Source organism: Nonomuraea sp. ZG12 (genome assembly GCF_052068115.1).
In the GTDB taxonomy this organism is placed as follows: Bacteria; Actinomycetota; Actinomycetes; order Streptosporangiales; family Streptosporangiaceae; genus Nonomuraea.
This window is the reverse complement of sequence record NZ_JBQHCW010000002.1, coordinates 217363-241388: the sequence shown is the minus strand read 5'-3', so window position 1 is coordinate 241388 and position 24026 is coordinate 217363. Positions and strand designations below refer to the sequence as shown.

The following is a 24026-nucleotide window of genomic DNA, read 5'->3' as shown; positions in this document are numbered from 1 at the left end:
ATTTCGTATCTATTCGTCAAGTGCCGCTCGTGCCGGTCCACCCGGCGCACCGGCTACGGTTGACCATGGGGCAGGCCGGCAGTGCGGGATACGCGAGGGCGCGATGAGCAGAGGATCGACGGGCGAGACCCCGCGTCCGCCGGGCCGGCCCGTGGACGCCAGTCTGGGGCCCGTGATCATCGAGGCCGTGCTCGACGAGCTCGCCGAGTCCGGTTACGCGCGCCTGACGACCGCGGCGGTCGCCCGCCGGGCCGGGGTCTCCACGGCCACCCTCTATCGGCGCTGGCCCTCCAAGCGCGATCTCATCCTGGCGGCCGCGGAGCAGGCGGCCTCGTCGGAGACCGACGGCATCGACACCGGCTCCCTCGACGGCGACATCCGCGAGCTGCTGACCAGGAAACAGCTGCCGATGTCCGGCAAGCCGGGCGCCACGCTGATTGCGCTCCTGGGCGAGGCGGTGCATGACCCGGAGCTCGCGGAGATGATCCGCGCGGGAGTTCTCACCCCGATGCGGGAGCATCTGGCCAAGGTGCTCGACCGCGCGATCGCGCGTGGCGAGGTCGACGCCGGCGTCACCGCCGACAGTGCGGCCCGCCTTCTGGCCGGGCTCATCCTCGCCCGAGCCGCGTTCAGCGAACCCACGAGCAGCGGCGCGATGGCGCCGTCCGACGTCGACGCGGACACCGCCCTGCTCCTGCTCGCCCTCGGTCACCGCCGCGCCTGAGAGCCGGCCCAGCCGCTGAGACGTACGTCACATCCGGTGTCACATCCGGCTTCCTGTCACGCGAAGCGTGGCTACCCGGTCAACCGTGTGCATCCTCGATCACGCCCTGACGTCCCTCAACGCCTGCGACCGCACTGCCCGGCGGCCCGTGACCTGAAGGAGAAGACTCATGTCCCAGCCCCTCCCGTTCGTCATCGATCCCACCGGCGCCGACCGCCACGCCGAATACCGGGCCTTACGGGCTCGGGGTCCGGCCACCCCCGTGGACATCCTCGGCCTGCGCGCCTGGGCGGTCACCGATCCCGCCGTTCTCAAGACCATGCTCACCGGCTCGGACGTCTCCAAGGACGGCCGCACTCACTATCCGGCCTTCCAGCAGACGACCAGCACGTGGCCGCTCGCCCTGTGGATCGAGGTGAAGAGCATGCTCACCGCGTACGGCGTCGACCACCGCAGGTTACGGCGGATGGTCGCCCCCGCCTTCAGCGCGCGCCGCATCGCCAGGCTGGGGCCGACCATCGAGGCCATGGTGACCGAGTTGCTCGACGACCTCGCCGAGGTGCCCGCCGGCCAGGTGGTGGACCTGCGCGAGCGCCTGGCGTACCCGCTGCCCATCAACGTGATCGGCCACCTGATGGGCGTGCCGGAAGACCAGCGGAACGACTTCCGGGAGATCGTCGATCGCGTTTTCGACAGTACGCTCACCCCGGAGGAGGCCAAGGCCAACACCGCGCGCCTGTTCGAGCGCACCGACCAGCTGATCGCCACCAAGCGCGGCGACCCGGGCGACGACATGACCTCCCTCCTCATCGCGGCGCGCGACGAGGAGTCGGACGGCGCCGGCTTCACCGACGACGAACTGCGCGACACGCTCATTCTGATGATCAACGCCGGGTACGAGACGACCGTCAACGTCATCGACCAGGCCGTCGTGGCGATGCTGACGTCCCCCGGCCGGCTCCACCTCGTCCGGACCGGCCAGGCCACCTGGGAGGACGTGGTGGAGGAGACCCTTCGCCACGAGCCCGCCATCAAGTATCTGCCGCTGCGCTTCGCCGTCACCGACATCGAGCTGCCCGACGGGCAGATCATCTCCGCCGGAGACGCCATCCTCGCCGCCTACGGGGCCGCCAACCGGCACCCGGACTGGCACGGCCCGGACGCCGACACCTTCGACGTCACCCGCAGGGTCAAGGACCACCTGACGTTCGGCTACGGCATGCACTTCTGCCTCGGCGCCCCCCTGGCCCGCCTCGAAGTCGCGGAGGTCCTGCGCCAGCTGTTCGAGCGTTTCCCCGCCATGTCACTCGCGGTGCCGGCCGACGCGTTGCGCCCGATCCCGACCCTCATCAGCAACGGTCATCAGGAACTCCCCGTGCGCCTGCGCGCCGTCGGGTAGGGCGGTCCCGCGACCCCGGGCCCTCGGCGGATCACCTCGGGCCGGTCGCCCGCAGGATCCGCGCCGTGTACGGGTTCAGCTCGATCGGCTCGTCCTCGCCGACGATCACCGTGCCGCCGAGGTAGGCCAGGTGGCGGCCGAAGACGTAGTTGGGCTCGAAGGCGAAGGTCATGCCCGGTTCGAGTGCCAAGTCGCCGTTGACGGTGGGGTGGTCGGCCTCGGGAGGGTACGCCTCGGCGCCGGCGACCCGGCGACGGGCGTCGGCGGGGAAGCCGCTGAGCGTGATCGCCGGATTGAGCCCGTGCACCGCCGGGCCGAACTCCCAGCCGTCGGCCGCGTCCAGCGGCTCGCGCATGGCCTCGACGACGTCGCCGAACGTCCGCCCGGGACGCAGCGCGCGCAGGCCCGCGTCGTAGGCCGCGCGGGCGACCTCGGCGGCGCGCAGCAGGTTCGCGTGCGGCTCACCGATGGTGATGGTGACCTGGTGCTGGGTGTGGCGTCCGCCGAAGGCGCAGAACACCTCGGCGGAGATGATGTCGCCGTCCCGCAGGACGCGGGGGGCCTGCGGGCGGTAGCCCCACTGCGGCAGGCCCGAGGCGAGTGGATCGGGGCCCGACCAGAAGTGCATGGCCGCGGGAGTCGTTCCGCGCGCGTATCCCGCGGCCATGCCGGCCGCGTACACCTCGCTCTCGGGGACCCCGGCGGCGGCGGTGTCGACCATGGCCCGCGCCATGGCGTCGCCGATGCCGGCCGAGTGACGTACGACGGCGATCTCCTCGGGGCCCAGCACCATCATGAGCCGGGACAGAGCCATGGCCACCGGCCTGAACTCGACGCCGGGGAACTCCCGCAGGACGGTGTCCCACAGCCGGTACGGCACGATGCCCTCGGGGTGCCACGGCGGAGAGGCCTCCAGGCCGAGGACGCCGATGGTCCCCTTGGCCAGGCCCAGCTGGTCGAGCGTGTCGGCGACCGCGCGGGAGTCGCGCCGCGATCGGATGCTCTGCGGCGGGATTCAGGTGATGTCACCCCTGCGCGTGGACTCGAGGTGGTCCATCGCGAACATCTCCATGGGGAACAGCGCGATCGGTTCGCCGTCCCGGGGGAAGAGGACCGTCGTCCCGGCCCGGCCGTTGGTGAACCACAGGTCGTAGGCGAACGGCGCCGGGCCCGCCATGTCACTCTCCTGCCGGTTCGGATGACGCGGACCCGGACAGGGCGGTCAGCTTCACGCTGTCGTCCCACAGCTCCTCGGCGCGGGCGGTGTCGTAGGACTCGTCCGACGAGGGGATGGCCTCGCGCTGGTGGAAGTACTTGCCCGTGATGCCGGCCGGCTCGGGGGAGGTCGCGAGCCAGGCGAGCGCGCCGCCCGACTCCTCGATGGTGTAGATCTTGTCCGTCAGGAACCGGCGCAGCAACGGCCGCACGCGGGGCAGCACGTACGTGGCGGCGAATCGGACCGGGGCGGAGTGGTTGCGTTGCAGGCTGGTCCCCAGCACGAGACCGGGGTCGTAGGCGTTGGCGGTGACGCCGTCGGGCAGGCGGCGGGCCAGGGCGTAGGTGAAGTAGACGTTGGCCAGCTTCGACGTGGCATAGCGGCGCTGACCGAAGGCGAAGGGCCCGTCGGAGGCGGCACTGGGCCCGAGGTCGCCACGGGCCAGAGCGGGCACGCCGTTCCACGCGGGAGCGGGCAGCCCGGCCGTCTCCGCCGGGTCGTGGGTGCCGCTGGCCACCACGACCACCCGGGCGGGCGCCTTCAGGGCCGCCAGCAGCTCGTTGACGAGCAGGAAGTGGCCGAGGTGGTTGATGCCGAACGTGGACTCGAAGCCGTCGGCGGTCCTGGTCACGGTGGTCCCGGCCTGCACTCCCGCGTTGCACACCAAGGCGTACAGCGGGGGGAGCCCGCCCGAGGTCAGCCGGCCGGTGAGCTCGGCCCCGAAGGTGCGGACCGAGGCGAGGGACGCGAGGTCCAGTGACATCGCCTCGACCGTATGAGCCGCACCCGCCGTGCGGGCCAGCCGGTCGACGGCCGCCCGCGAACGGCTCGCGTCCCGCGAGGCGATGACGACGTGCCACGGCCCGTCGCGCGAACCGAGGATCGCGGCGGCGCAGCCGAGACCGATGCCGCTGTTTCCCCCCGTGATGACGACCGTCCGGGCCGTGCCGCTGCCCGTGGATGAAGATGACATGCGTGGCTCCTGTTTCGCTGTCGCCGACTGGCGGAATCAGGAGCAACTGTGCGCGCCGCCGCCCGCCTGAACCAGATCCAGCTCATCCCCGGACGATCCGTCCCTGGGTCCGTCCCCGATCCGATGCCCTGGCCGATCTCGTGCCCGCCCACCTCGGCGACGACCCGGCCGCCGGCGTCGGCGCGCAGGCGGGCGAGAGTCGGCATGGTCAAGAATCGTCCCAGGTCAGCGGTGCTTATCCTGACCGGAAAGAGCTCGCTGAACGCAGGATGGATGTCGTCATGACCACATCTGAGAGCATGCCGATCAGCGCCCCCACGGCGGTCCTGGTGATCGACACCCGGGGCGACGTGATCGGCTGGACGCCGGGCGCGGAGGAGCTTCTCGGCTACCGCGCGGCCGAGGTCCTCAACCGTTCCGGCGCGCTGCTCATCATGCCGGAGCGCGCGGCGGCCTGGGACGCGGAATACGGCGGCCAGGAGACCTGGTCGGGATTCGCCGAGTTCCGCCATCGCGACGGCACCAGGATCCTCGGGCACGTCGAGGGCACCCGGCTGGTCACGCCGGGGGAGGAGCCCGCCTGGCTCGTGGCGGTGACACCGGCCACCGCGGGCGCCTCGGGACGGGCGTACTCCTGGGTGGAGCCGCTCATCAGGCGTACCCCGGTGGCCATGGCGATCTGGGACCACGACCTGCGCTGCGTATGGCTGAACACGGCGGCGGAGCGCCTGCGGACGGTCTTCCCCTGGTACCGGCTCGGCCGATCCCTGACCGAACCGCTGCCGGGCACGCACACCGAGGCCATGCAGGAGACGGCGCGCCAGGTGCTCGCCAGCGGTGTCCCGCACCTCGACCGCGAAACTCGCTGGACCTCTCCCGACCGGCGCGAGGACCGTACATTGTCGACCTCGCTGTTCCGGCTCGAAGGCGTGGACGGGCGGTCGCTCGGCGTCTGCACGCTGACCATGGACATCAGCCACAGCCGGTCGCGCGACCGGCTCGCCCTGCTCCGCGAGGCCAGCGTCCGCATCGGCAGCACGCTCGACGTCAGGAAGACGGCGCAGGAGCTGGCCGACCTGGCCGTGCCCGTCCTCGCCGACTACGTCACCGTCGACCTCGCCGAATCGGTCTTCCCGCACGCCGAACCCCTGCAGCGGCTGGCCGCCACGGAGATGAGCATCCCCGTGTTCCGCCGTGCGGGCGTGGCCTCGATCCACGACGGGAACCCCGAATCCCTCTGGCCGCTGGGGCAAGCGGTGTTCGTGCCCCCGTCGTCGCCCTTCACCGAGGTCCTCTCCTCGGGCCGCGCCCACTTCGAGCCGGTGCTGAACACCTCCTCCGGCACCTGGCTCGAGCAGGACCCGGACCGGGCCGCGGTCATTCACGACACCGGCATGCACACGCTGATCATCGTCCCGCTGCAGGCCCGCGGCGACATCCTGGGCGTGGCCGTGTTCGTCCGCACCGACAACCAGGAGTCGTTCACGAGGGACGACCTGATCCTCGCGGAGGAACTCGGCGCCCGCGCCGCGCTGAGCCTGGACAACGCGCGCCAGTACACCCGTGAGCGCACCGCCGCGCTCGCGCTGCAGCGCAACCTGCTGCCGAGCAACCTGACAGGCGGCGACGCCGTCGACGTGGTCTCGCACTATCTGCCCTCCGATGCGCACGACGGCGTCGGCGGTGACTGGTTCGACGCGATCCCGCTGCGTGACGGCCGGGTCGCGCTCGTCGTCGGGGACGTGACCGGGCACGGGATCAACGCCGCGGCGACCATGGGGCGGCTGCGCACCGCCGTACGTACCCTCGCGTACCTCGGGCTGCCGCCGGACGAGCTGCTCGCCCACCTGGACGACCTCGTGGTACGGCTGGCGGAGGAGGACGCAGGCCCCGACGGTTTCCCGGACGCCGCGGGAGCCACCTGTCTGTACGCGGTCTACGACCCGGCCACCCGGTGCTGCACCATGGCCGCCGCCGGGCACCCGCCCCCCGCGACCGTCACCCCTTCCGGCGCGGTCACCTTCCACCGGCCGCCCAGCGGCACCCCGATCGGCCTGGGGCTCGGCTCCTACGGATCCCTCGACCTCGAACTCGCCGAAGGCAGCCTGATCGCCCTCTACACCGACGGCCTGATCGAGACCCGCGAGGCCGACATCGAAGCCGGCATCGACCGTCTCGGCGGCGTCCTGGCCCGCGCCGCCGCGCTCCCGCTGGACAGGATCTGCAGGACGATCATCCGGGGCATGGTGGGCGACACCGGCGCCGAGGACGACGTCGCGCTGCTGGTGGCCCGTACCCGTTGATCAGGCGATGATCGCCTCCGGCTCGGCCGTGAGTCGTGCCCGCCTCCGATCTGGCACCACCGGCCGGTACTGACACGTTCTTGACCATTGACATCATGTGACATTTGTCGGCATCTTCTTAGGCGCGCCGAGGCTCCGCGTCACCCGCTGTTCCCTTTCGAGTGCGAAGGTGACGCCGCGTACAGCGTCCGCATCGGCAAGGAAGGTGATCGCGTGTCCCAGCCGGATACGGCCTCCACCCAGGGGCGCACTCCCGCGTGGCGCTACGCCATCGGGATGCTGGGCACGTCCATCCCGATCAACATGATCAAGGGATCGATGATCCTCTTCTACGTCGACATCCTCGGACTGGACGTCCGCGCGTACGGCGTGGTCATGGTGATCTACGCGGTCATCGACGCGATCGACAACCCGCTGCTCGGCCACCTCTCCGACCGCACCCGAACCCGGTTCGGCCGGCGCCGCCCGTGGCTGCTGGTCGGCGCGCCGATGCTCGTGGCCTGCATGGTCGCCTTCTTCTCCGCGCCGGCCTCGCTGGAGGGCATCGGCCTTCTGCTCTGGTTCGCCGTGTTCGCGATCCTGTGCGAGGCCTTCGACTCGATGCTCAACGCGAACTACGGCGCGCTGCTCCCCGAGCTCTACCCGAGGGAGCGCGACCGCGCCGTCGCCAATGGGCTGCGCCAGGGCTTCCAGCTCGTGGCGCTGGTGATCTCGCTCGCGGTCACCCCGTTGCTCACGACGAGCGTGTTCGGCACCGAGGATTCCACCCGGGGCTTCCAGATCACGGCGATCATCTATGGCGCGATCGCGCTCGTCGTGATCGTGTTCATGGCGCTCGGCGCGCGCGAGCGCCCCCGCTACTCCACGCGGGAGCGGCCGCTGCTGCTGCGAAGCGTGTGGTCGATCGTACGCAACCCGATGTTCTGGACGGTCGGGCTCACCGGCGCCTGTTACGGGATCGCCATGGCGCTCGTGCTCTCGGGCATCCAGCTGTACGTCCGCTACTCGCTCGGGCTGCCCGTCGGGAACGCGCTCTACCTTCAGGGCATCGTCATCCTGGTCACGGCGGGCGGCCTCGTGGTGTGGACGCGCGTCGTCGCCCGCCGCGGCGCCCTGTGGGCCTGGCGGCTCGCCTTCACGGTCCTCGCGGCCGGCTTCGCCGCCTTGTTCTTCGCCACCGACCTCGTCACCGCGATCGCCGCGGGGGTGCTCGTCGGGGCCGGCTGGTCGGGCATGCTCGCGACGAACGATCTCATCGTCGCGCGGGTGCTGGACGCCGACGCGGCGCGCAACGGGGAGCACCGCGAGGGGCTCTTCCTGTCCGCGTTCGGCTTCTTCGGCCGGCTCAACGGGATCGTGACCGGACTCGCGCTCACCTCGCTGGGCGTGTTCTTCGGCTACAACTCGGGCGACGACCCCGGCACCGACCCCGGGCTCGCGTTCCGGGTGTACCTGTGCGTGTACCCGTTCGTGCTGACGGCGATCGGCGCGGTCGCCGCGCGACTCGTCTCGGTCCCGCTCGAACCGCCGCCCGAAGCCGCCGAGCCGCCACCCCCGGGCCCCGCCGACGAGCCGGTCGGGCCGCAGCCTGCGGGCCCGGTGGACGAGCAGGTCGGGGAGCGCCCCCGATGACCCGCCGCGTCGTGATCACCGCCGACGATCTCGGCCGCGAAGCCGGGACGACCGAGGTCATCGTCGCCCTGCTCGCCGAGGGACATGTCACCGCGACCACGCTCATCTGCGTCTCGCCCGCCGCGGAGCGAGCCGCGAGCCGGGTCCGCGAGCTCGGCGTGGTGCCGCGCCTGCACGTGACGCTCACGAGCGAGCGCGGGCTGCCACGCTGGCGGCCCCTCGACGGCGCGGCGAGCCTCGTCGATCCGGACGGCACACTCAGCGACGATCCGTTCGCTCTCGGCGCCCGCGGCGAGGCCCACGATGTCGTACGGGAGGCCGACGCGCAGCTGCACTGGATGCGCGAACGGAATCTCGTGCCCGTGGCGGCCGACTCCCACGCCGGCACCCTCTACGGCCTGCACGGCAGGTCCTGGCTCGCCGAGGCGCTTGACTGGTGCGCGCGCCACGGCTTCGCCTTCCGGCTACCCCGTGACCCGGAGCCGTACGTCGGCGCACCGCTCCCGCCGGGGCTCGCGGCGGCGCACGAGCGCGCCGTGGCCCTCGCCGACGCACTGGGCGTGTCCATCCCGCAGACGATCGCCACGAACAGGCGCACGGCGTCCGAACTCGGTGCCTACGAGCGGCTCCGGGACGACTACCTCCGCCGGCTCGCCGCCCTCCCCGAGGGCACGAGCGAGCTGTTCCTGCACCCGTCCAGTGAGGACGCGGTCACGGGACCGGACGGTGTCGTGCGGACCTGGGAGGCCCGGCTGCTGCGTGACCCGGTGTGGCTCGACGCCCTGGAGAGCGAGGGCGTCGAGGTCGTCGGAGGCTGGTGGCCCTGACCCGTCAGCCCGTCAGTGACCGATGCCCTTGAACTCGCCGGCGTTGGCCGCCCGGGCCGGGAGGAGCAGGGCCGTGATGACCACGGCCACGGACAGCACCGCGCCGATGATGAACGCCAGCCGCATGCCGTCGAGGGTGGCGAGCGTGTCGGCGACTCCAGCGGAGGTCAGGGCGTCGGCCCGCGCGCTCATGACGGTCACCACGAGCGCGGTGCCGAAGGCCGCGGCGACCTGCTGCAGCGTGCTCAGGATCGAGCTGCCGTGGGAGTAGAGGTGCGGGGGGACCGCGCCGAGCCCGAGGGTGAACACCGGTGTGAAGGTCGCCGCCAGGCTCACCATCAGCAGCGCGTGCAGGCCGAGGATCTGCCAGTAGGGCATGGTCATCGAGACCTGGGTGAAGCCGGTGAGCGCGAGCATGATCCCGATCGCGCCGGGGATGACCAGCACCCGGCCGCCGTACATGTCGAACAGGCGGCCGACGGTCGGGCCCAGCAGCCCCATCGCGAGACCGCCCGGCATCACGAGGAGCCCGGTCTCCAGGGCGCTGAGCCCGCGGACGCTCTGCAGGTACAGCGGCAGCAGGATCATCGAGCCGAGCATCGCCATGAAGGCCAGCGACATCAGGATCAGCGCGACCGTGTAGGTGCGCTGGCGCAGGGTGCGCAGGTCCAGCAGCGGCACGCCGCGCTTCTGCAACGACAGCTGGCGGACGACGAAGACGGCGATGGTGACCAGCCCGGCCGCCACGATCGCTACGGCGACGCGGACGTCACCGCCCTCGAATCGGCTGAGCCCGTAGACCAGGCCGCCGAAGCCGGCGGCGGCCGACAGCACGCTGAACCAGTCGATGCTGCTGGCCTGGGGCTCGCCGATGTTCTCCAGCCGCTTCAGACCGCCCCACGTGATCAGCGCGGCGATGGGGAGCACCACGACGAACAGCATCCGCCAGGACCCGAACTGGAGGATCACTCCCGAGACCGCCGGGCCCATCGCGGGCGCGACCGACATGGCCAGGGTGACATTGCCCATCACCCGGCCCCGGTCCTCCTCGGGCACCACCCGCATCAGCGTGGTCATTAGCAGCGGCATCATCACGGCCGTCCCGGCCGCCTGGATGATGCGCGCGCCCAGCAGCACCTCGAACGACGGCGCGACGATCGCCAGCGCCGTGCCGAGCAGGAACAGACCCATCGCGGTGGCGTACGCGCGGCGGGTGGTCACCCGCTGCAGGAACCACCCGGTGGCCGGGATGACCGCGGCCATGGTCAGCATGAAGGCGGTCGAGAGCCACTGCGCGGTCTGCTCGCTGATGTGCAGTGCGCTCATCAGCCCCGGGATCGCGTTGATCATGATCGTCTCGTTGAGGATGACCACGAATGCGGCGAGCACGAGCAGCCGGATCACGGCCGGAGTGCGACCCTTGGCAGCGGGCGTGGCCGCGGGCTTGGCGGGTGAGTCGAGCTGAGGGCTGGACACGGTACCTCGATCGGGGTTGGTGGGCGGAGCGTGATCACGGCTGGGGTGCCGGCCTTCGGTCGCACAAGGCGTTGTGGTCATGGACAGACTGACCTGCCCCACTGACAAAACTCATCGACCGCGCCCCACATTGCGGCAAGTGACGCGAAATGTCACCAGATTTTCACCGGCGGCTGGGTAGGGAAGTCGCTCCGTGACCTGGGCACGCGTCCACGCGGCGCTGCTCGCGCCGGCCGCGTCAGATGCCGGCGGGTCGGGACCTTGGCCGCTCGGTCGCCGAGGCGGTCGCGCAGCAGCGCGGCGATCTCGTGCATCCAGCGGAACTCGCCGGCGGCCAGGAACCGCTCGCCGGCCGCCTCCGGAGCCGTCATGGCCCGGATGTGCAGATCGGCCAGGTCGCGAACGTCCACGATGGACCAGCCGATGTTCGGCAGACCGGGCATCTTGCCGGCGAGCAGCTGCCGGACCATCTCGACCGACGACCCGCCGCCGTCCTGGCCGAGAGTCGGCCCCTGGATCATCGAGGGCAGGATCGTCACGAGTTCCAGCGTGGTCCCGGTGGTCGCCACGAAGTCCCACGCGTCGCGTTCCGCCAGTGTCTTGGAGCGGGCGTACCGGTGGGCCGGTTCGTCGGGCGGGTTCGCCCAGACGGTCTCGTCGGCCACCATGCCGTCGCGGTCGGGCAGCGCCGTCGCCGCCGAGGAGGTGAGCACCACCCGCCGTACTCCGGCCCTGTGGGCCGCGCCGAGCACCCGGCGGGTGCCTTCGCGCGCGGTGCGTACGAGATCCTGGGAGCGGTCGGTCACCAGGGGGGAGGCGACGTGCAGCACGTGGCCGACGCCTTCCATGGCGGCATCCCACCCGTGGTCCGCGGTGAGGTCGGCCTGGACGAAGGACAGCCTCGCGGGATCGACCCGTTCGGCTACGGCGTCGCGGACCCGGCCGGCGCGGGCAAGGTCACGGACGGTGGCCCGGACATGGTGGCCGCGCTCCAGCAGGCCGGTTAAAACCCACGAGGCGAGGTATCCGGTGCCCCCGGTGACCAGAACGAACGAGTCATCATTCGGAACCACCCTGGCTGTCCGGTTCCTATTCATTGAGAAACTAATTGACTTACTCAGGATAACATCGAAGGTGGTCACCGCTGCGCTGCCGCGCCTTCCGAACGCCGGCAGGCTCATTTAAGGGGATCGTGACCCCAGTTCATCAGCGAATAACGCCATTTCGTCTCCCGGACGTCACCGGCGGGGCGCTGTGCCAGGTGCCGGTGTACGTAGCCGATCACCTTGCGCATGTGCGCGTAGTCCTCCTCGGTGAGGGAAGACTTCTCCGCTTGGAGCAGCCCGACGATCCTGCGGCCTGACTCGTGCCCGGTGGATTCGCCGCCGTCGCTCTTCTGGCCCGCCGCCTTGGACTCATCGGTGGCCAGCCAGCGCTCCAGCTCCTTGGCGGTCATGTTCACCGCCTCGCCGAACTCGGCCGCGACCGCCCGCTCCTCCTCGGTCATCCCGAGCCCTTGCCCTTCCCCTTGTCCTTGCGCAGGGCCGACGGCTTGTGCACGGCCTTCTTGCCGCTCTTCTCGCTGCGCACCACGTACTGGGGGTCGTCGGGCGAGGCTGCCACGGTCCGACCGGCTTCCTTCGCCCTGCCGGTGATCTTCTTCTCCACCTTGCCATGAGCGGTCGATCCGTGGCTTCGCCAGGTGACCTCGTCGCCCACCGAAGGCTCTTCCTTCCGCTTCTTCGCCATGCGCCGTGCACTACCCTGACCTGCGCTCACACGCCCCAGCGCGGCCCCGGAAACCCCCATGTTCCCCTATGCGTTCAGCTATGCACGCACCCTCCACCTGCCCTGTCCGATCCGATGTCCACGCGTGCGCTGTCGCAGGTCAGGGCAGGTTGAGGGGGGTGGTCACGACCAGGTCCCAGTCGTTGTGGTCCGCGACGTCCATCCAGGCGATCGTCGGGCGGTCGTGGCCGTCCAGTGCCATCGCCAGGCCGTCACCGCCGCCGCGCCGGATCGTCGTGACCGGGGTGGCCGAGCAGCGGGTTCCCGTGCAGGTGGCGAGAACGATCCGGTCGCGGTCGAGGTCCTGGTAGGCCACCAGCGCCCGGCCGGACCGGTCCAGCACCATCACCGGCCCCGCGTTGCGACCCGGCTCCGACAGCGTGGCGGTGTCGGCCTCCGGGCACTCGCGGGTGTGGCAGTCGAGCAGCTTGATCGCGCCGTCGGTCACGTCCCGGTAGGCGATCAGCGGCCGGGAGTCGGCCCGGAGCACCATGGCGGCGCCCGCTCCACGAGCGCGGTCGCCGAAGCCTTCGCGTACGGGCCGCCCCACGCGTGCCCGGGCACAGGCGGGGTCGGCGCAGGCGATCACGGAGATCGAGCCGGTGTCACGGTCGAACCGCAGCGCCACGAGGCGGTCGTCGGGACCCACGCTCGCGATGAGACCGGGTTCGTCGTTCGCGTATCTGTCGCCGGGAAGCCTGGCGACCTCCTTCGTACGCGGGCGGGCGCAGGCCGGATCGTCGCAGATGGTGATCGTGAGCGCTTCCGTGTCGTCGTCGCTGTCGTCCGAGGGAAGCTCGTGAAGGCGGGCGACCAGCAGACCGCCGCCGGGCCGCGCCGCCAGGGCGACCGCGCCGGGCTCTCCGAACGAGGTCACCTCCGTGACGGGCTTGCCGTCAGGGGCCCGCAGGCAGCCCTTCTCATCGCATATCAGCAGGCCGAGCCGGATGGGCCACTTCTCTTCGTCCCGTACCAGCCCGTCCTCGTACACGCCCTCCTGCCCCCACGTCGACACGACGAGACGGCCGTCCGCCAGCCGGGCGCCGGTCGCGGTGAATCCGCCGGCGACGCCGACCGGCTCGGCCCAGCTGAGCCGGGTTCGGGCGCAGCCGCTGTCCGAGCAGGTCAGCAGCTTCGCCGCGGCGGAGTCGTCCATGAGCATGACCATGCGCCCGCCCGGCCCCACGTACAGGGCTCGCAGGTCCGTGGTGTCGAGTCGTGGCTTCGGACGCCCGTCCTCCTCGAAGGTCTCGGAGTCCCGGTCGCGTGACCAGCCCTCCGTGACCGCCGTCTCCGCGACCTCGATCCAGCCGGCCGGGTTGATCAGCACCGCGCCGCCGTACACCAGGCCGGGCAGGAGCAGCGCCGCGAGCACCGGCAGCGGCCTGGCCGGGCGTGGCGGGCTCGGCGGAAGCCGGTCGTCGATCTCCTCGAACTCGGCGATCGACCCCTTGACGACCAGGCGGCGCAGGAACATGCGGGTGATCACGGCCGCCTGGAAAGGCACGGCGGCCAGCGCCAGCGCCATGCCTGCCGCGACCGGCGCGATGGGCAGCCCGGACGCCGCCCAGCTCACCGCCCGGGGGACCAGCGCCGGGTAGATCACGACGCCGAAGGCCAGCGTGAACGGGATCGCCCGGGCGCCGCCGCCGGTCAGCCGGTACGCGCGAGCGAGCGCGCCCATCGCGGACCGTCCTTCCAGGACCACGCCCGGCACGGCCAGCAGGCACGGCATCACGAACAGGGCCGCCGCCGCCGGCACGGCGAAGACCATGACCTCCGCGTCAAGCCACACCAGAACGCCGAACCACGCCACCAGGGCCGCCGCGAACGCCAGCACGCCGACCAGGACGAGCAGCGTCAGCGCGGGCCAGCGCCGGAGCGCGGCCCGCATCGCGCCGGAGGTGGAGACGGGCCGGCCCACCAGCAGCCCGGTGACGAGCACCACCGTCGCGGACACGGCCACCGCCTGCCCGGCCACCGAGACGACCAGCGCCGCCGCCGACCACACCAGCAGGGGTGTTCCGGGAGTGCCGACGAGCTCCACGTCGCCGTTCACCACCGCCGCCGACCCGTCCACGAGTACGGCCAGCGCCGACGCGGCGAGCAGGCCGATCGGCAGGAACACCAGCAGGGCGGGCGCCAGCAGCCGGATCAGGTTTCGCGCCGCGAATGCGTAGGCCGGCCGGATCACGCCGTCCCGCCGCACCTCGTCCCGAACGTCCGCGTGCCGATGGTCCGCGTTGCGAGCGGCCGCGTTGCGACCGGCCGTGTGGTGAGTGTCCACGATGCCGCCCTCGGGGCTCTCACCGGGCAACCGGCTCAGCGGGCCGAGCAGGATCAGCAGCTGTAGCCAGAGGCGGGCCCGCGCCAGCCTGACCGGTCTCGGCTCGGCGGGCTGTTGGTCAGGCCCGGACATGGAGGCCTCCAGCGCGCCAGGGGTATGACATGAGCCTAGAAGTGGTCCCGTGCCGTGAATAAGCGGCAAGACCCGTCCGGCATGAGATCGAACCTCTGATGACACGCGCCGGTATCCCGTGCGCGAACGCCGGGACGTCGATGCCGGTCGATTCCGCGTCCTCCGGTCGACGAGAGTCCTGCCGCACGCGGGTGCGGAGATGCGCATGGCCCGGCAGGCCGCCCAGGTGGGACGGCTCTGCCGGGCCAAGGATGACGTCAGGAGACGGGTTCGATCCAGACGTCACGGAAGCGGGGGTTCTCGCCGGGATCGCCGTGGTCCTGGAGGCGGATCCCGCCCGACGCCGCGCTCTCCGGGATGTGGTCGCCGGTGCCGCCGTCGATGGCCACGTCGTCGTGCACCACCGCGCCGTTCCAGACGACCGTCACCCGCGCGTCGTCGACCTTCGCTCCCGCGCTGGTGTAGCGGGCGGCGCGGAAGGTGATGTCGTAGGTCTGCCACGTTCCGGGGGCGGTGGCCATGTTGCGGTCAGGCGCGCGCTTGGAGTAGATCGAGCCCGCCTCGTTGGCGGCCGGTGTGGTGTCACCGGACGACTCGAGGACCTGCACCTCGTAGCGTTCCTGGAGGAAGATGCCGCTGTTGCCGCGCTGCTGCCCGGTCACGTCCGGCGGGTAGTCCGGCTCGTACCACTCGGCGTGCAGCTTGAAGTCGCCGAACGTCCGCCGGGTACGGATGTCGCCGCCGTAGGACTCCATGGAGCCGTTCTCGATCGGCCAGGTCGCCGTCCCGCCGCCTCGTTTCTCCCAGGCCGCCAGGTCGGAGCCGTCGAACAGCGTGATCCGTTCGGCCTTCGACACGGTGATGTGGTCGAGGTTGAGCTGTCCCGCGTCGCCGGAGTCGTACCTGTAGGCGATCTTGTTCGTGCCACGCCTCAGGTCGAGCGGCTCGGTCTGGACGGCCCAGGCGTCCCAGCCGCCGGTCGGGGCCAGCCGCACCCGCCTGACCTTGGTCCCGTTGACGTACACGCTCACCGACGTGCCGGTCTCGGCCGCGTAGCGGAGGCCGACGTTGTGCGTGCCGGACTCATGCGTTCGTACGGAGAACGTCGTGCTCGCGCCGGCGGTCGTGTAGCCGCCGACGAAGCCCTTGCCGGTGTAGCCCTGGTGGTCCGTGCTCACCTTCGCGCCACCGCGCAGCGAGGCATTCTCCGCCTCCAGCACCGGTCGTTCGGACACGGTGATGGAGTCCAGGTTGACGTTGCCCACGTCGCCGCTGTCGTACTTGTAGGCGATGGTGTTGGCGCCCGCCCGCAACGTGAGCGGTTCGACCCGGGTGGCCCACAGGTCCCACGTCTCCGTGGTGGGCAGCGGGACCTGCCTGACCTTGGTCCCGTTGACGTACACGCTCAGCGACTTGGCGCCGGGCGCGGGGTGGGGGCCGTTGGAGTAGCGCAGGCCCACGTGGTACGTGCCGGCCTCAGCCGCCCGTACGGCGAACTGCGTGGCCGCTCCCTCGGTCCAGTAGCCGTCGACGAAGCCGCTTCCCGAGTAGCTCAGGTGGTCGGTGTTCAGCTTCGTGCCGCCGCTGAGCGAGGCGCTCTCCGCCTCGTAGGTGACGTCCGTCGCCGGGGCGCCGACCATCGAGTTGAGTGTGTACCAGGCTTCGGTGCTCCACAGCGGCTGCCCCGACGCCGAGCTGAACGGGCGCGGTGACCGCAGGTGCACCACCCGGCCCGGCTTCAGGCCCGCGATCGTGAGCTTGACCTTCTTCCCGCCGTCGGTCAGCTTCGCGGAGGTGACGGTCAGCGGCTCCTCGTCCACCTTGGGGCCGCCGTAGGTGGAGGCCGCGACGTACCGCCACTGGGTGGCCTGGTACTTGGCCGCCAGCGACGTGGCGGTCTCCGCCGACAGCGGCTGGGTGTACTCCAGCTCGAAGCCGCCCTCCGTCGCGCGCATCTTCCGGATGTCGAACGCCTTGCCGTCGCCCGGGGTCAGCTTCTGCAGGCCGTAGGCGAGCTTGCCCGGCTGTCCCCAGTTTCCGCCGGCGCCCAGACCGCCGGTGTAGATGGCGCCGTCGGGGCCGAGGCTGATCCGGTTGACCCCTGCTTCGAGTCCCTGGGTGTAGCGGAAGACCGCGCCCTGGTACTCGCCGTTGACCTTCTCCAGGTAGGCGCGCTGGAGTCCGCCGTAGGTGACGTCGCCGAACAGCATCTGCCCGGCGAACGCGCCCCGCTTCATGAGCAGCGGGGTGCTGGGGGAGTTGGCGATCTCGTTGTGCGGCAGCCACAGCACGGGCGGGCTCACCGGGTTGCCGTCGAAGCGGCCGTCAGGATTGGTGTAGTGGTTGAAGAACCGGTCCTTCTTGACGTGCACCAGTTTCGAGGCGGGCAGCCAGCCGCCCTGGTTGTCGGTGACGAACAGGTCGTTCCCCGGACCCCAGCCGATCCCGTTGGGCGTGCGCAGACCGCCGGCCAGGTACTCGACCTTGCCGGTGGCCTTGTTGACCTTGATGGTCGTGCCCCTGTCCGGCGCCGGCTGCGGGTCGGTGGAGTCGCCGCCGTAGTTGATGGCGACGGAGAGGTTGAGGTAGAAGTGGCCGCCACGGTAGAGCAGCCCGAACGCGAACTCGTGGAAGTTGCCGCCGAACGGCCAGGTCGCCACGGTCCTGAGGTCGTCGGCCACCTCGTCGCCGTCGGTGTCGTTCAGCTCCACCAGCCGGGACTTCTCCGAGACGTAGAGCTTGCCGTCCACGTACTTGATGCCCTGGGGCTCCTGCAGCCCTTCGGCGATCTTCTTCGTGGTGACCCGAGCGGCCGAGGTCGCGCCGGTCACATTGTCGAGCAGGTAGACCTCGCCGAGCTTCTTCTCCGAGCCGCCCCACGTGGTGATCGCCAACCGGCCGTCAGGCAGCCAGTCCATCGCGGTCACCTGCGGCTCGAAACCGGCCGGGCGCAGGTCGGTGAGCGTGAGGTCAGGGTGTACGGCCGCCAGCGGCAGCCCGTCGCCGGGGGAGTCACCGCCGCTCTCGCAGTCCTTGCGCCCGGGGGCGGTGACTCTCACCACGTCCGCGTCCGTGCTCAGCACCGAGTTCGGCACGAGGGTGAAGTCGGCCGATCCCGGTGGCTTCCACTCCAGCTTGAGCTGCTGGCCGTACAGGTGCTCGAAGTGGTCGACGCGCAGCGCGTGGTAGCCGGTGCTCAGGGTGATCATGCCGTCGAGGGCGATCGGCCCGTGCCGGCCGTCGTTGGTGATCACGACCGAGTCGTCGATGCTCAGCCGGGAGCCGTCGTCGCTGGTGAGCCGGAACTCGTACGTGCCCGCGGTGGCGATGTCGATGTTGCCGACGGCTTCGGTGACGAACATGTCGGCCAGGCCGAAATCGGCGTCGGAGGTCCAGTCGATCGTGGGCATCAGCTTGTCCACGTTGGGGGTTTGACCGGTCTTGAGCGTGCAGAGCTTGGACAGTTCGACCTGGACGTCGTAGGTGCGCAGGGTGATGCCCGGTTCCTGCGGCGGCACCGCCGCCGCGTGCGCCTGAGCGGGGGCGGCCAGGCAGGAGAGTGCGGTGAGCAGGGAGACGGATAACAGGGGCAATTTCCGCATGATCTAACTCATCTCGGCGGGGGATGGGGGTGCGGCATCGATGGATCGGCTGTGATCCATCGGCGGATACCGGGTGTCATTCGCTGCTGTCGAGGGGGGTAACGCTGTTCTGCGCCGTAATATATGGCGAGATCTTCGACTTGCCCATAGTCTTTCGCCGAAAATCGGAGGAAGTCATGACTTGTCAGGACGGAAGGGTGCGGCACCTGGAGGCGATCGAGCACGCCGGCAGGCGGGTCCGCGCGCTGGGCGCCCCGGCCCACCCGACCGCGCCCTGGTCGGCCAGGATCCTCGTGATGGGTCCGGAGGCCGGGTGTGCGATCTGATCCGGGACGCTTCGGATGACGTCGGCCTCCACACCGTGGCGTCAGGGAGGAACGCGGGCGCGGTCCAGATCTGAACACACGGCTGACGGGATCGGCTTCGGCGGGGTTTTCCGCCGAGACTCACATACCGCTTGAACTGACCGGACGTGGGTTTCGGCAGGCGCAAATTTTCTGAGGCCGACCGTCCGCGAACTCGCAACCGGGCGGGGCGTTCACGTCACCGGTTCAAACCTTGCGCCCCATGATGGCACATGCGGCAGTCGCGATGGGGATGATAATGCACACGGCCACTTGCGTAATTTTCAGGAACAACGGGAGCCCATCCCACCGGATGGCCATGACCAGCGCGAAAATGAAGCAGATAATGGTGACGTAATAACCTTCGTCCAGTTCGCCGAGGAGCAGGGCGCACCCTGCGACGGCTGCCAAAGTAGTGATGATGATCATTCCGATCGCCAGCCAGGCGCTGATGGTCGACCAGCTGTCGGACCACCAGCTCCAGACAGGCCAGCGCTCCATCCAGGGCATGAGTAGCCAGACCACGCCGAGAAGGATGCCCAGGGGAGTGAGCAGGCGAAGCGCCTTCCACGCCCTGAGCGCGACCGTTCTCGGACCGAAGGCCACCACGAAGACGATCGAGATCGAGAGCGCGACGAACCATCCAGGTGCGTCCGCCCTTATCTGAAGAAGGCCCGCCCAGAGGTCGCCCAGCCACGCGGTGATGCTTACCGATGTATTCCCTGGAGCCGTTTCTCCCCTGAGAAACCAGACTTCGCTGACATCGAAGCTCACTATCCCCATCAGGTCAGCGATGAGGCCCAGGCAGGTGATCGCGAATGCGCCCACAGCGAGACGCCGCATGCCACCCGCGCCCGGACGCTTTCCTGGGGGAGGTGCTCCTTTCTGGTCACTCCGCCGCGCTCCATCGCCGTCCCCTGGCGGGGGGCCGTACTCGATCATGATCTACCCCGTTGAGATCAAGTCAACAATGGTGTACCGGCGCCCGATCGTAACCGAACCATGTGTGTCTCGCTGCGCAAGTCGGAGTCAATATCAATCTTCGCAGAAGGCAACATCGCCAAGGGAGACACATCCGCAAGATTACTCGGTTATCAAATAGGAATTTCTATTTGAAAACCATTGAAAAGGCCATATCGCCCTTGTCGCATCAGCCCGAGCACGGCAGGGCGGACCACGAGGATCAGCCATCCGCCGACAGCGTTCGTCCGGGCGCTCGCCCGGGTGCTCATGACGATCCCTGGTCAGGAGTCGGCCTCGTCCGTCCGGCCGCGCAGGCCAGGGCCGCGCGCAGGACCCGCCGGCGGCGGTGCGGGAGCGGCGCCTCCCGCTGTCGACAATGAGACCGCCGTACCCTCTCACCGGTATATATGATTAGCTCTTGACAAACTAACGCTAGCCCACATCATTATTACCGATGGCCGGCCGTGGAACGCCGGTGAGTGGCCGGCGACAAGGAGCACGTATGCACGCGGTTGGGACACTTGACTCCGGGACCGACCGGCGTTCGCGGCCTCGCGGCGGCGGCCCGCGCAGACGGCGCGACGATCGCCTGGTCGGCTGGTTGTTCCTGCTGCCGGTGATCGTCGGCTTCGTCGTCTTCTACGCCTACCCGACGGTCCAGGGCGTGTGGTACTCGTTCACGGACTACAGCCTGCTCAACGATCCGTCGTACGTGGGCGGCGACAACTACCGGCAGCTGGTCGACGACGACCAGTTCTGGAACGCGCTGAAGGTCACGGGCTACTACGTGGTCGTGAACATCGTCGCGCAGACCGTGATCGCGCTGGGGCTGGCGGCGGTGATGCATCGGCTGACCCGGTCGGTCGTGCTGCGCGCGACGCTGCTCGTGCCGTGGCTGGTGCCGAACGTGACGATCGGCCTGCTGTGGGCGTGGCTGCTGGATCCCGACCTCGGCTTCGTCAACCACCTCCTCGGCCTGACCGGGCTCGACATCACCCTGTCGTTCAACTCCCCGACCTGGGCGATGCCCCTGGTGGCCCTGGTCAACAGCTGGGCCTACACCGGCTACACCGCGCTGCTGCTCTACGCCGGGATGCTGCAGATCCCGCAGCACCTGTACGAGGGCGCGGCGATCGACGGCGCGGGCGAGGTGCGGATGTTCCGCTCGATCACGCTGCCGCTGCTGCGGCCGATCCTGGCGCTGGTGCTGGTGGTGTCGTTGATCGGCTCGTTCCAGATCTTCGACACGGTCGCGGTGGTGTACGGCGGCAAGGCGCCCATCCCGGAGACCCGCGTCATCTACTACTACATCTACCAGCAGGCCTTCACCTACTTCCACATGGGATACGCCGCCGCGGTGGCGATGGTCCTCGTGGTCATCCTCGGCGTGCTGACGGCCGTGCAGATGCGGATGCTGCGCGCGTCGCGCTCGGACCTGGGCTAAGGAGTCTTCGGATGTTCCCCGGATTGAAGATCGGCAGAGGCGCCACCTGGCTCGCCCTCATCGCCGCGGTCGTGCTCACCGTCTTCCCCTTCTACTGGATGGTCCGTACGGCGCTCACGCCGGCGGCCGACCTCTACCGCGACTCGACCGCGCTGTGGCCGCAGAACCCCACGCTGATCAACTTCTCGCGGGTGCTGGGCCTGGTCGGTCCCGAGGAGGCCAGAGCCGCCGGCGGGTCGGGCGCGCAGATCAACTTCCTGCGGTACACGATGAACTCGCTGATCTACAGCGGGCTGATCGCCGTCGTGCAGACCTTCTGCTGTGCCATGGCGGGCTACGCCTTCGCCCGGCTGCGTTTCCCGGGCCGGGACCTGATGTTCGGCATCATCGTCGCCGCGCTGATGGTGCCGCCGATCTTCACACTCCTGCCGAACTTCGTCCTGGTCAAGGAGCTCGGGGTGCTGAACACCATCCCGGGCATGGTCCTGCCCAGCCTGCTGATGACCCCGTTCGCGGTGTTCTTCCTGCGCCAGTTCTTCCTGTCCATCCCCAGGGACGTGGAGGAGGCCGCGACGCTCGAAGGCATCAGCCGGTGGGGGATGTTCTGGCGGATCGTGCTTCCGATGAGCCGGGGCCCGCTGGTCACCATCGGGCTGACCACCATCGTGTGGAGCTGGAAGGACTATCTGTGGCCGTTGCTGGTGGGCAAGGGGGAGGCCACCCGCGTCCTCACCGTCGGCCTGGGCGTGTTCCTCCAGCAGTCCCCGAACCGGGCGCCGGACTGGACCGGGCTCATGGCCGGATCGGTGCTGTCCATCCTCCCGGTGCTCCTCCTGCTCATCTTCCTCGGCAAGCGGCTGGTGCAGTCGATGAACTTCTCCGGCATGAAGTGACCGGATGACGCGGAAACCCCCGGACCGGTGACCGGTCCGGGGGGTTCGTTCACGGGTTTCAGCCTCCCGTGATGGTGATCTTGTCGATGTCGGGGGCCCAGTCGCCGGGGTTGGCGATGGTGATGGTGTTGTTCCCGGCCGCGAGGGTGACGGGCAGGGTGCGGACGCCCACGGTGTTCCAGTCGGCGGTGGCCGGGAAGCTGACGGTGGTCGCCGTCCCGTTGTTCACCCTGATCGTCGCCGTACGGGGCAGGGCGGAGAGGTAGGAGATCGCCAGGGTACGGGTTCCGGCGGTGCTCGCCGCGACCTGGTTGAAGGTGAGGGCCGCGCCGTTGCCGATGTAGCCGACCTTGGAGCCGCCCGAGCACCCCGAGCAGGACGCGGTGACGGCGCCACCGGTCAGGGTGTTGGCCGGACTCTCCGCCTCCACGCTCGGCGTGGTCGGGCCGCCCGTGCCGACGGTCATGGCGCCGAGGCCGAGCCACCCGTCGGCGTTCTGGGCGGCGTTGGCGAACCGCAGCTTCTTGGCGTTGCCGCTGACGGCCTCCAGCGGGTTCTTCACCCGCATGACGAGCTGGTACCCGCCGTTGGAGACACCGGACAGGTCGACGGTGGTCGCGAAGTACTGGGGGTAGCCGTAGTCGCGGTAGGTGGGATCGGAGCCCACGCCCCAGTCGGGGAAGGCCCTGATCTTACGGGGCATCACCGTGCGCAGGTCCCAGGTGGTGTCCCAGGACTTGACCACGCCGCCGGCGTTGTCCTTCAGGCCCAGCGTCACCGTCCACGGGTAGTAGAACGGGGCCACGCCGTCGTTGCTGATCTGGACGCCGACCTTCGCGGTGCCGGTCACGGTGTTCTGGTAGTAGGCGTTGGTGACGCTGAGGTTGTAGCCCATCAGCCGGACGGCGGCCGCGACCTTGGGATCGGCCGGGCTGTACCCCGCGCTCTGCTCGTTGATCTTCCAGGTGGCGTGCTCCAGCTCGATGCAGGCTTTCATGTCGTCCACCTGGCCCGACCCGCCGGGCCAGTAGGAGAAGGCCTGGGACTGGATCTCGGGACGGACCTCGCCGCCGATCGAGTCGGTGATCCACTTGTTCTCCACGCCCTGGTCGAGCGTCCGCTGGAGCTGGGAGTAACTGGCGCCGCCGAGCGATTGGGGCAGGGTCACCCCGGCGAGCGGGCTGCCCTCGCGGTAGCAGAACGAGTCGTCGTGGTAGCCGATGCGGAGATTCTTGGTCCCGGATCCGCCGGAACCCGGATACCGGACTTCGAGCTTGGTCGTGTCGAAGGCGTTGTCGTACGCCTGCAAGATCTGCGCGCCGTGGGCGTCGGTCGGCATGTAGTTGGGATAGCCGTCACCGCTGGTGTCGGTGTCGTACGGCCAGGTGTGCCATTCGCCCCAGAGACCGACGAGGCCGGTGTGGATGAAGCCGATGCGCGGGTCGCCGTCGTAGCGGGCGCCGAACGCGGCGATGAAGTCGTTCAGGGCGGTGAGCAGGTAGGCGTTGTCGTAGTCAGGACTGGTGGTGCCCCAGTAGGAGTTGGTCCGGTAGTCGACGTGACCGTCGAAGCAGTGCGGGATGGCGTTGGCCGGATGGCTGCCGCTGCCGCCGGGATATTCCATGTAGAACCGCATCGCGACCTGGTTGCCGTAGGACGCGCTCTCGTTGAGGGCGTCGTCGACCAGCGACCAGTCGTAGGAGCCGCAGTTGGCGGCGTTCGTCATGACCTCGGAGAGCCCGAAGTAGGTCCAGGTCAGGGAGTGGGGGTAGCCCTGGTTCTGGTCGGCGCCCGGGCTGTAGAAGCGGGCGAAGCCCTTCAGCGGGTTGTCCACCGGGCCGTCGGCCGGGGCGAGCGGGTGGACGGTCAGGGACGGGTCGGGGACCGCGGGGGCCGGGGGTCTGGGCGGCGGTCCCTGCGGGGCCGCCGCCGCGGGCGCCGCTGACGACAGCGTCAGCAGTGCCCCGACGGCGAGGGCGAGGGCGGCACGGCAGGACCGCGCCAGGAGGGGATGCATGAGGTG

19 protein-coding genes are annotated in these 24026 nt (G+C 69.9%); 8 read left to right on the top strand and 11 right to left on the bottom strand.

The window, feature by feature from the left end; translation table 11 throughout:
• Nucleotides 1-103: 103 nt before the first annotated feature.
• A complete protein-coding gene (locus tag ACTMTF_RS08170; protein ID WP_441110018.1) occupies nucleotides 104-724 on the top strand; it encodes a TetR/AcrR family transcriptional regulator in 621 nt (206 codons plus the stop codon).
• Between the two features lie 169 nt (nucleotides 725-893).
• Nucleotides 894-2123, top strand: coding sequence for a cytochrome P450 family protein (locus tag ACTMTF_RS08165; RefSeq protein ID WP_441110017.1), 1230 nt, complete (start codon nucleotides 894-896; stop codon nucleotides 2121-2123).
• A 31-nt stretch (nucleotides 2124-2154) separates the two neighbouring features.
• On the opposite strand, the gene ACTMTF_RS08160 is transcribed toward ACTMTF_RS08165, so the two are convergent.
• The 3 genes from ACTMTF_RS08160 to ACTMTF_RS08150 all read right to left on the bottom strand — a co-directional run bounded on the left by ACTMTF_RS08160 (nucleotide 2155) and on the right by ACTMTF_RS08150 (nucleotide 4312).
• Nucleotides 2155-3003 carry a M24 family metallopeptidase gene (locus ACTMTF_RS08160; protein ID WP_441110016.1) on the bottom strand — a complete coding sequence of 283 codons (849 nt, stop codon included), beginning with the start codon at nucleotides 3001-3003 and terminating at the stop codon, nucleotides 2155-2157.
• Between the two features lie 135 nt (nucleotides 3004-3138).
• Complete coding sequence (locus tag ACTMTF_RS08155; RefSeq protein WP_441110015.1) at nucleotides 3139-3300, bottom strand: hypothetical protein; 162 nt, start codon at nucleotides 3298-3300, stop codon at nucleotides 3139-3141.
• Between the two features lies 1 nt (nucleotide 3301).
• Nucleotides 3302-4312 carry an SDR family NAD(P)-dependent oxidoreductase gene (locus ACTMTF_RS08150; protein WP_441110014.1) on the bottom strand — a complete coding sequence of 337 codons (1011 nt, stop codon included), beginning with the start codon at nucleotides 4310-4312 and terminating at the stop codon, nucleotides 3302-3304.
• A 281-nt stretch (nucleotides 4313-4593) separates the two neighbouring features.
• Here ACTMTF_RS08150 and ACTMTF_RS08145 point away from each other — a divergent pair, with 281 nt between their 5' ends.
• The 3 genes from ACTMTF_RS08145 (at nucleotide 4594) to ACTMTF_RS08135 (ending at nucleotide 9074) form a co-directional block, all read left to right on the top strand.
• Nucleotides 4594-6615, top strand: a complete 2022-nt coding sequence (locus ACTMTF_RS08145; RefSeq protein ID WP_441110013.1) for a SpoIIE family protein phosphatase — start codon at nucleotides 4594-4596, stop codon at nucleotides 6613-6615.
• A gap of 213 nt (nucleotides 6616-6828) precedes the next feature.
• The gene (locus ACTMTF_RS08140) at nucleotides 6829-8247 is read left to right on the top strand and encodes an MFS transporter (RefSeq protein ID WP_441110012.1); all 1419 of its coding nucleotides are present in this window, start codon (nucleotides 6829-6831) and stop codon (nucleotides 8245-8247) included.
• Complete coding sequence (locus tag ACTMTF_RS08135; protein ID WP_441110011.1) at nucleotides 8244-9074, top strand: carbohydrate deacetylase; 831 nt, start codon at nucleotides 8244-8246, stop codon at nucleotides 9072-9074. The genes ACTMTF_RS08140 and ACTMTF_RS08135 overlap by 4 nt, the downstream gene beginning before the upstream one ends.
• Before the next feature lie 12 nt (nucleotides 9075-9086).
• On the opposite strand, the gene ACTMTF_RS08130 is transcribed toward ACTMTF_RS08135, so the two are convergent.
• The 6 genes from ACTMTF_RS08130 to ACTMTF_RS08105 all read right to left on the bottom strand — a co-directional run bounded on the left by ACTMTF_RS08130 (nucleotide 9087) and on the right by ACTMTF_RS08105 (nucleotide 18359).
• A complete protein-coding gene (locus ACTMTF_RS08130; RefSeq protein ID WP_441110010.1) occupies nucleotides 9087-10550 on the bottom strand; it encodes an MDR family MFS transporter in 1464 nt (487 codons plus the stop codon).
• Between the two features lie 152 nt (nucleotides 10551-10702).
• Entirely contained in the window at nucleotides 10703-11623 is a 921-nt protein-coding gene (locus tag ACTMTF_RS08125; RefSeq protein WP_441110009.1) for an NAD-dependent epimerase/dehydratase family protein, read from the bottom strand.
• A gap of 104 nt (nucleotides 11624-11727) precedes the next feature.
• Nucleotides 11728-12057, bottom strand: coding sequence for a DUF3140 domain-containing protein (locus ACTMTF_RS08120; RefSeq protein WP_441110008.1), 330 nt, complete (start codon nucleotides 12055-12057; stop codon nucleotides 11728-11730).
• On the bottom strand, nucleotides 12054-12299 hold the full coding sequence (locus tag ACTMTF_RS08115; RefSeq protein ID WP_441110007.1) for a DUF2945 domain-containing protein: 246 nt from the start codon (nucleotides 12297-12299) through the stop codon (nucleotides 12054-12056). Before ACTMTF_RS08115 ends, ACTMTF_RS08120 begins: the two co-directional genes overlap by 4 nt.
• Nucleotides 12300-12438: 139 nt before the next feature.
• Nucleotides 12439-14757 (bottom strand): hypothetical protein, encoded by a 2319-nt coding sequence (locus ACTMTF_RS08110; protein ID WP_441110006.1) that lies wholly within the window; start codon nucleotides 14755-14757, stop codon nucleotides 12439-12441.
• A 257-nt stretch (nucleotides 14758-15014) separates the two neighbouring features.
• Nucleotides 15015-18359: a family 16 glycoside hydrolase gene (locus tag ACTMTF_RS08105; protein WP_441110005.1), complete on the bottom strand. Its 3345-nt coding sequence runs from the start codon at nucleotides 18357-18359 to the stop codon at nucleotides 15015-15017.
• Nucleotides 18360-18535: 176 nt separating this feature from the next.
• Here ACTMTF_RS08105 and ACTMTF_RS08100 point away from each other — a divergent pair, with 176 nt between their 5' ends.
• The gene (locus ACTMTF_RS08100; protein ID WP_441110004.1) at nucleotides 18536-18685 is read left to right on the top strand and encodes a hypothetical protein; all 150 of its coding nucleotides are present in this window, start codon (nucleotides 18536-18538) and stop codon (nucleotides 18683-18685) included.
• A gap of 225 nt (nucleotides 18686-18910) precedes the next feature.
• On the opposite strand, the gene ACTMTF_RS08095 is transcribed toward ACTMTF_RS08100, so the two are convergent.
• Complete coding sequence (locus tag ACTMTF_RS08095; protein ID WP_441110003.1) at nucleotides 18911-19546, bottom strand: hypothetical protein; 636 nt, start codon at nucleotides 19544-19546, stop codon at nucleotides 18911-18913.
• A gap of 622 nt (nucleotides 19547-20168) precedes the next feature.
• Here ACTMTF_RS08095 and ACTMTF_RS08090 point away from each other — a divergent pair.
• Nucleotides 20169-21110 (top strand): carbohydrate ABC transporter permease, encoded by a 942-nt coding sequence (locus ACTMTF_RS08090; RefSeq protein WP_441110002.1) that lies wholly within the window; start codon nucleotides 20169-20171, stop codon nucleotides 21108-21110.
• An 11-nt stretch (nucleotides 21111-21121) separates the two neighbouring features.
• Complete coding sequence (locus ACTMTF_RS08085; RefSeq protein WP_441110001.1) at nucleotides 21122-22003, top strand: carbohydrate ABC transporter permease; 882 nt, start codon at nucleotides 21122-21124, stop codon at nucleotides 22001-22003.
• 58 nt (nucleotides 22004-22061) lie between these two features.
• On the opposite strand, the gene ACTMTF_RS08080 is transcribed toward ACTMTF_RS08085, so the two are convergent.
• On the bottom strand, nucleotides 22062-24020 hold the full coding sequence (locus ACTMTF_RS08080) for a DUF4832 domain-containing protein (protein WP_441110000.1): 1959 nt from the start codon (nucleotides 24018-24020) through the stop codon (nucleotides 22062-22064).
• Nucleotides 24021-24026 lie beyond the last annotated feature (6 nt).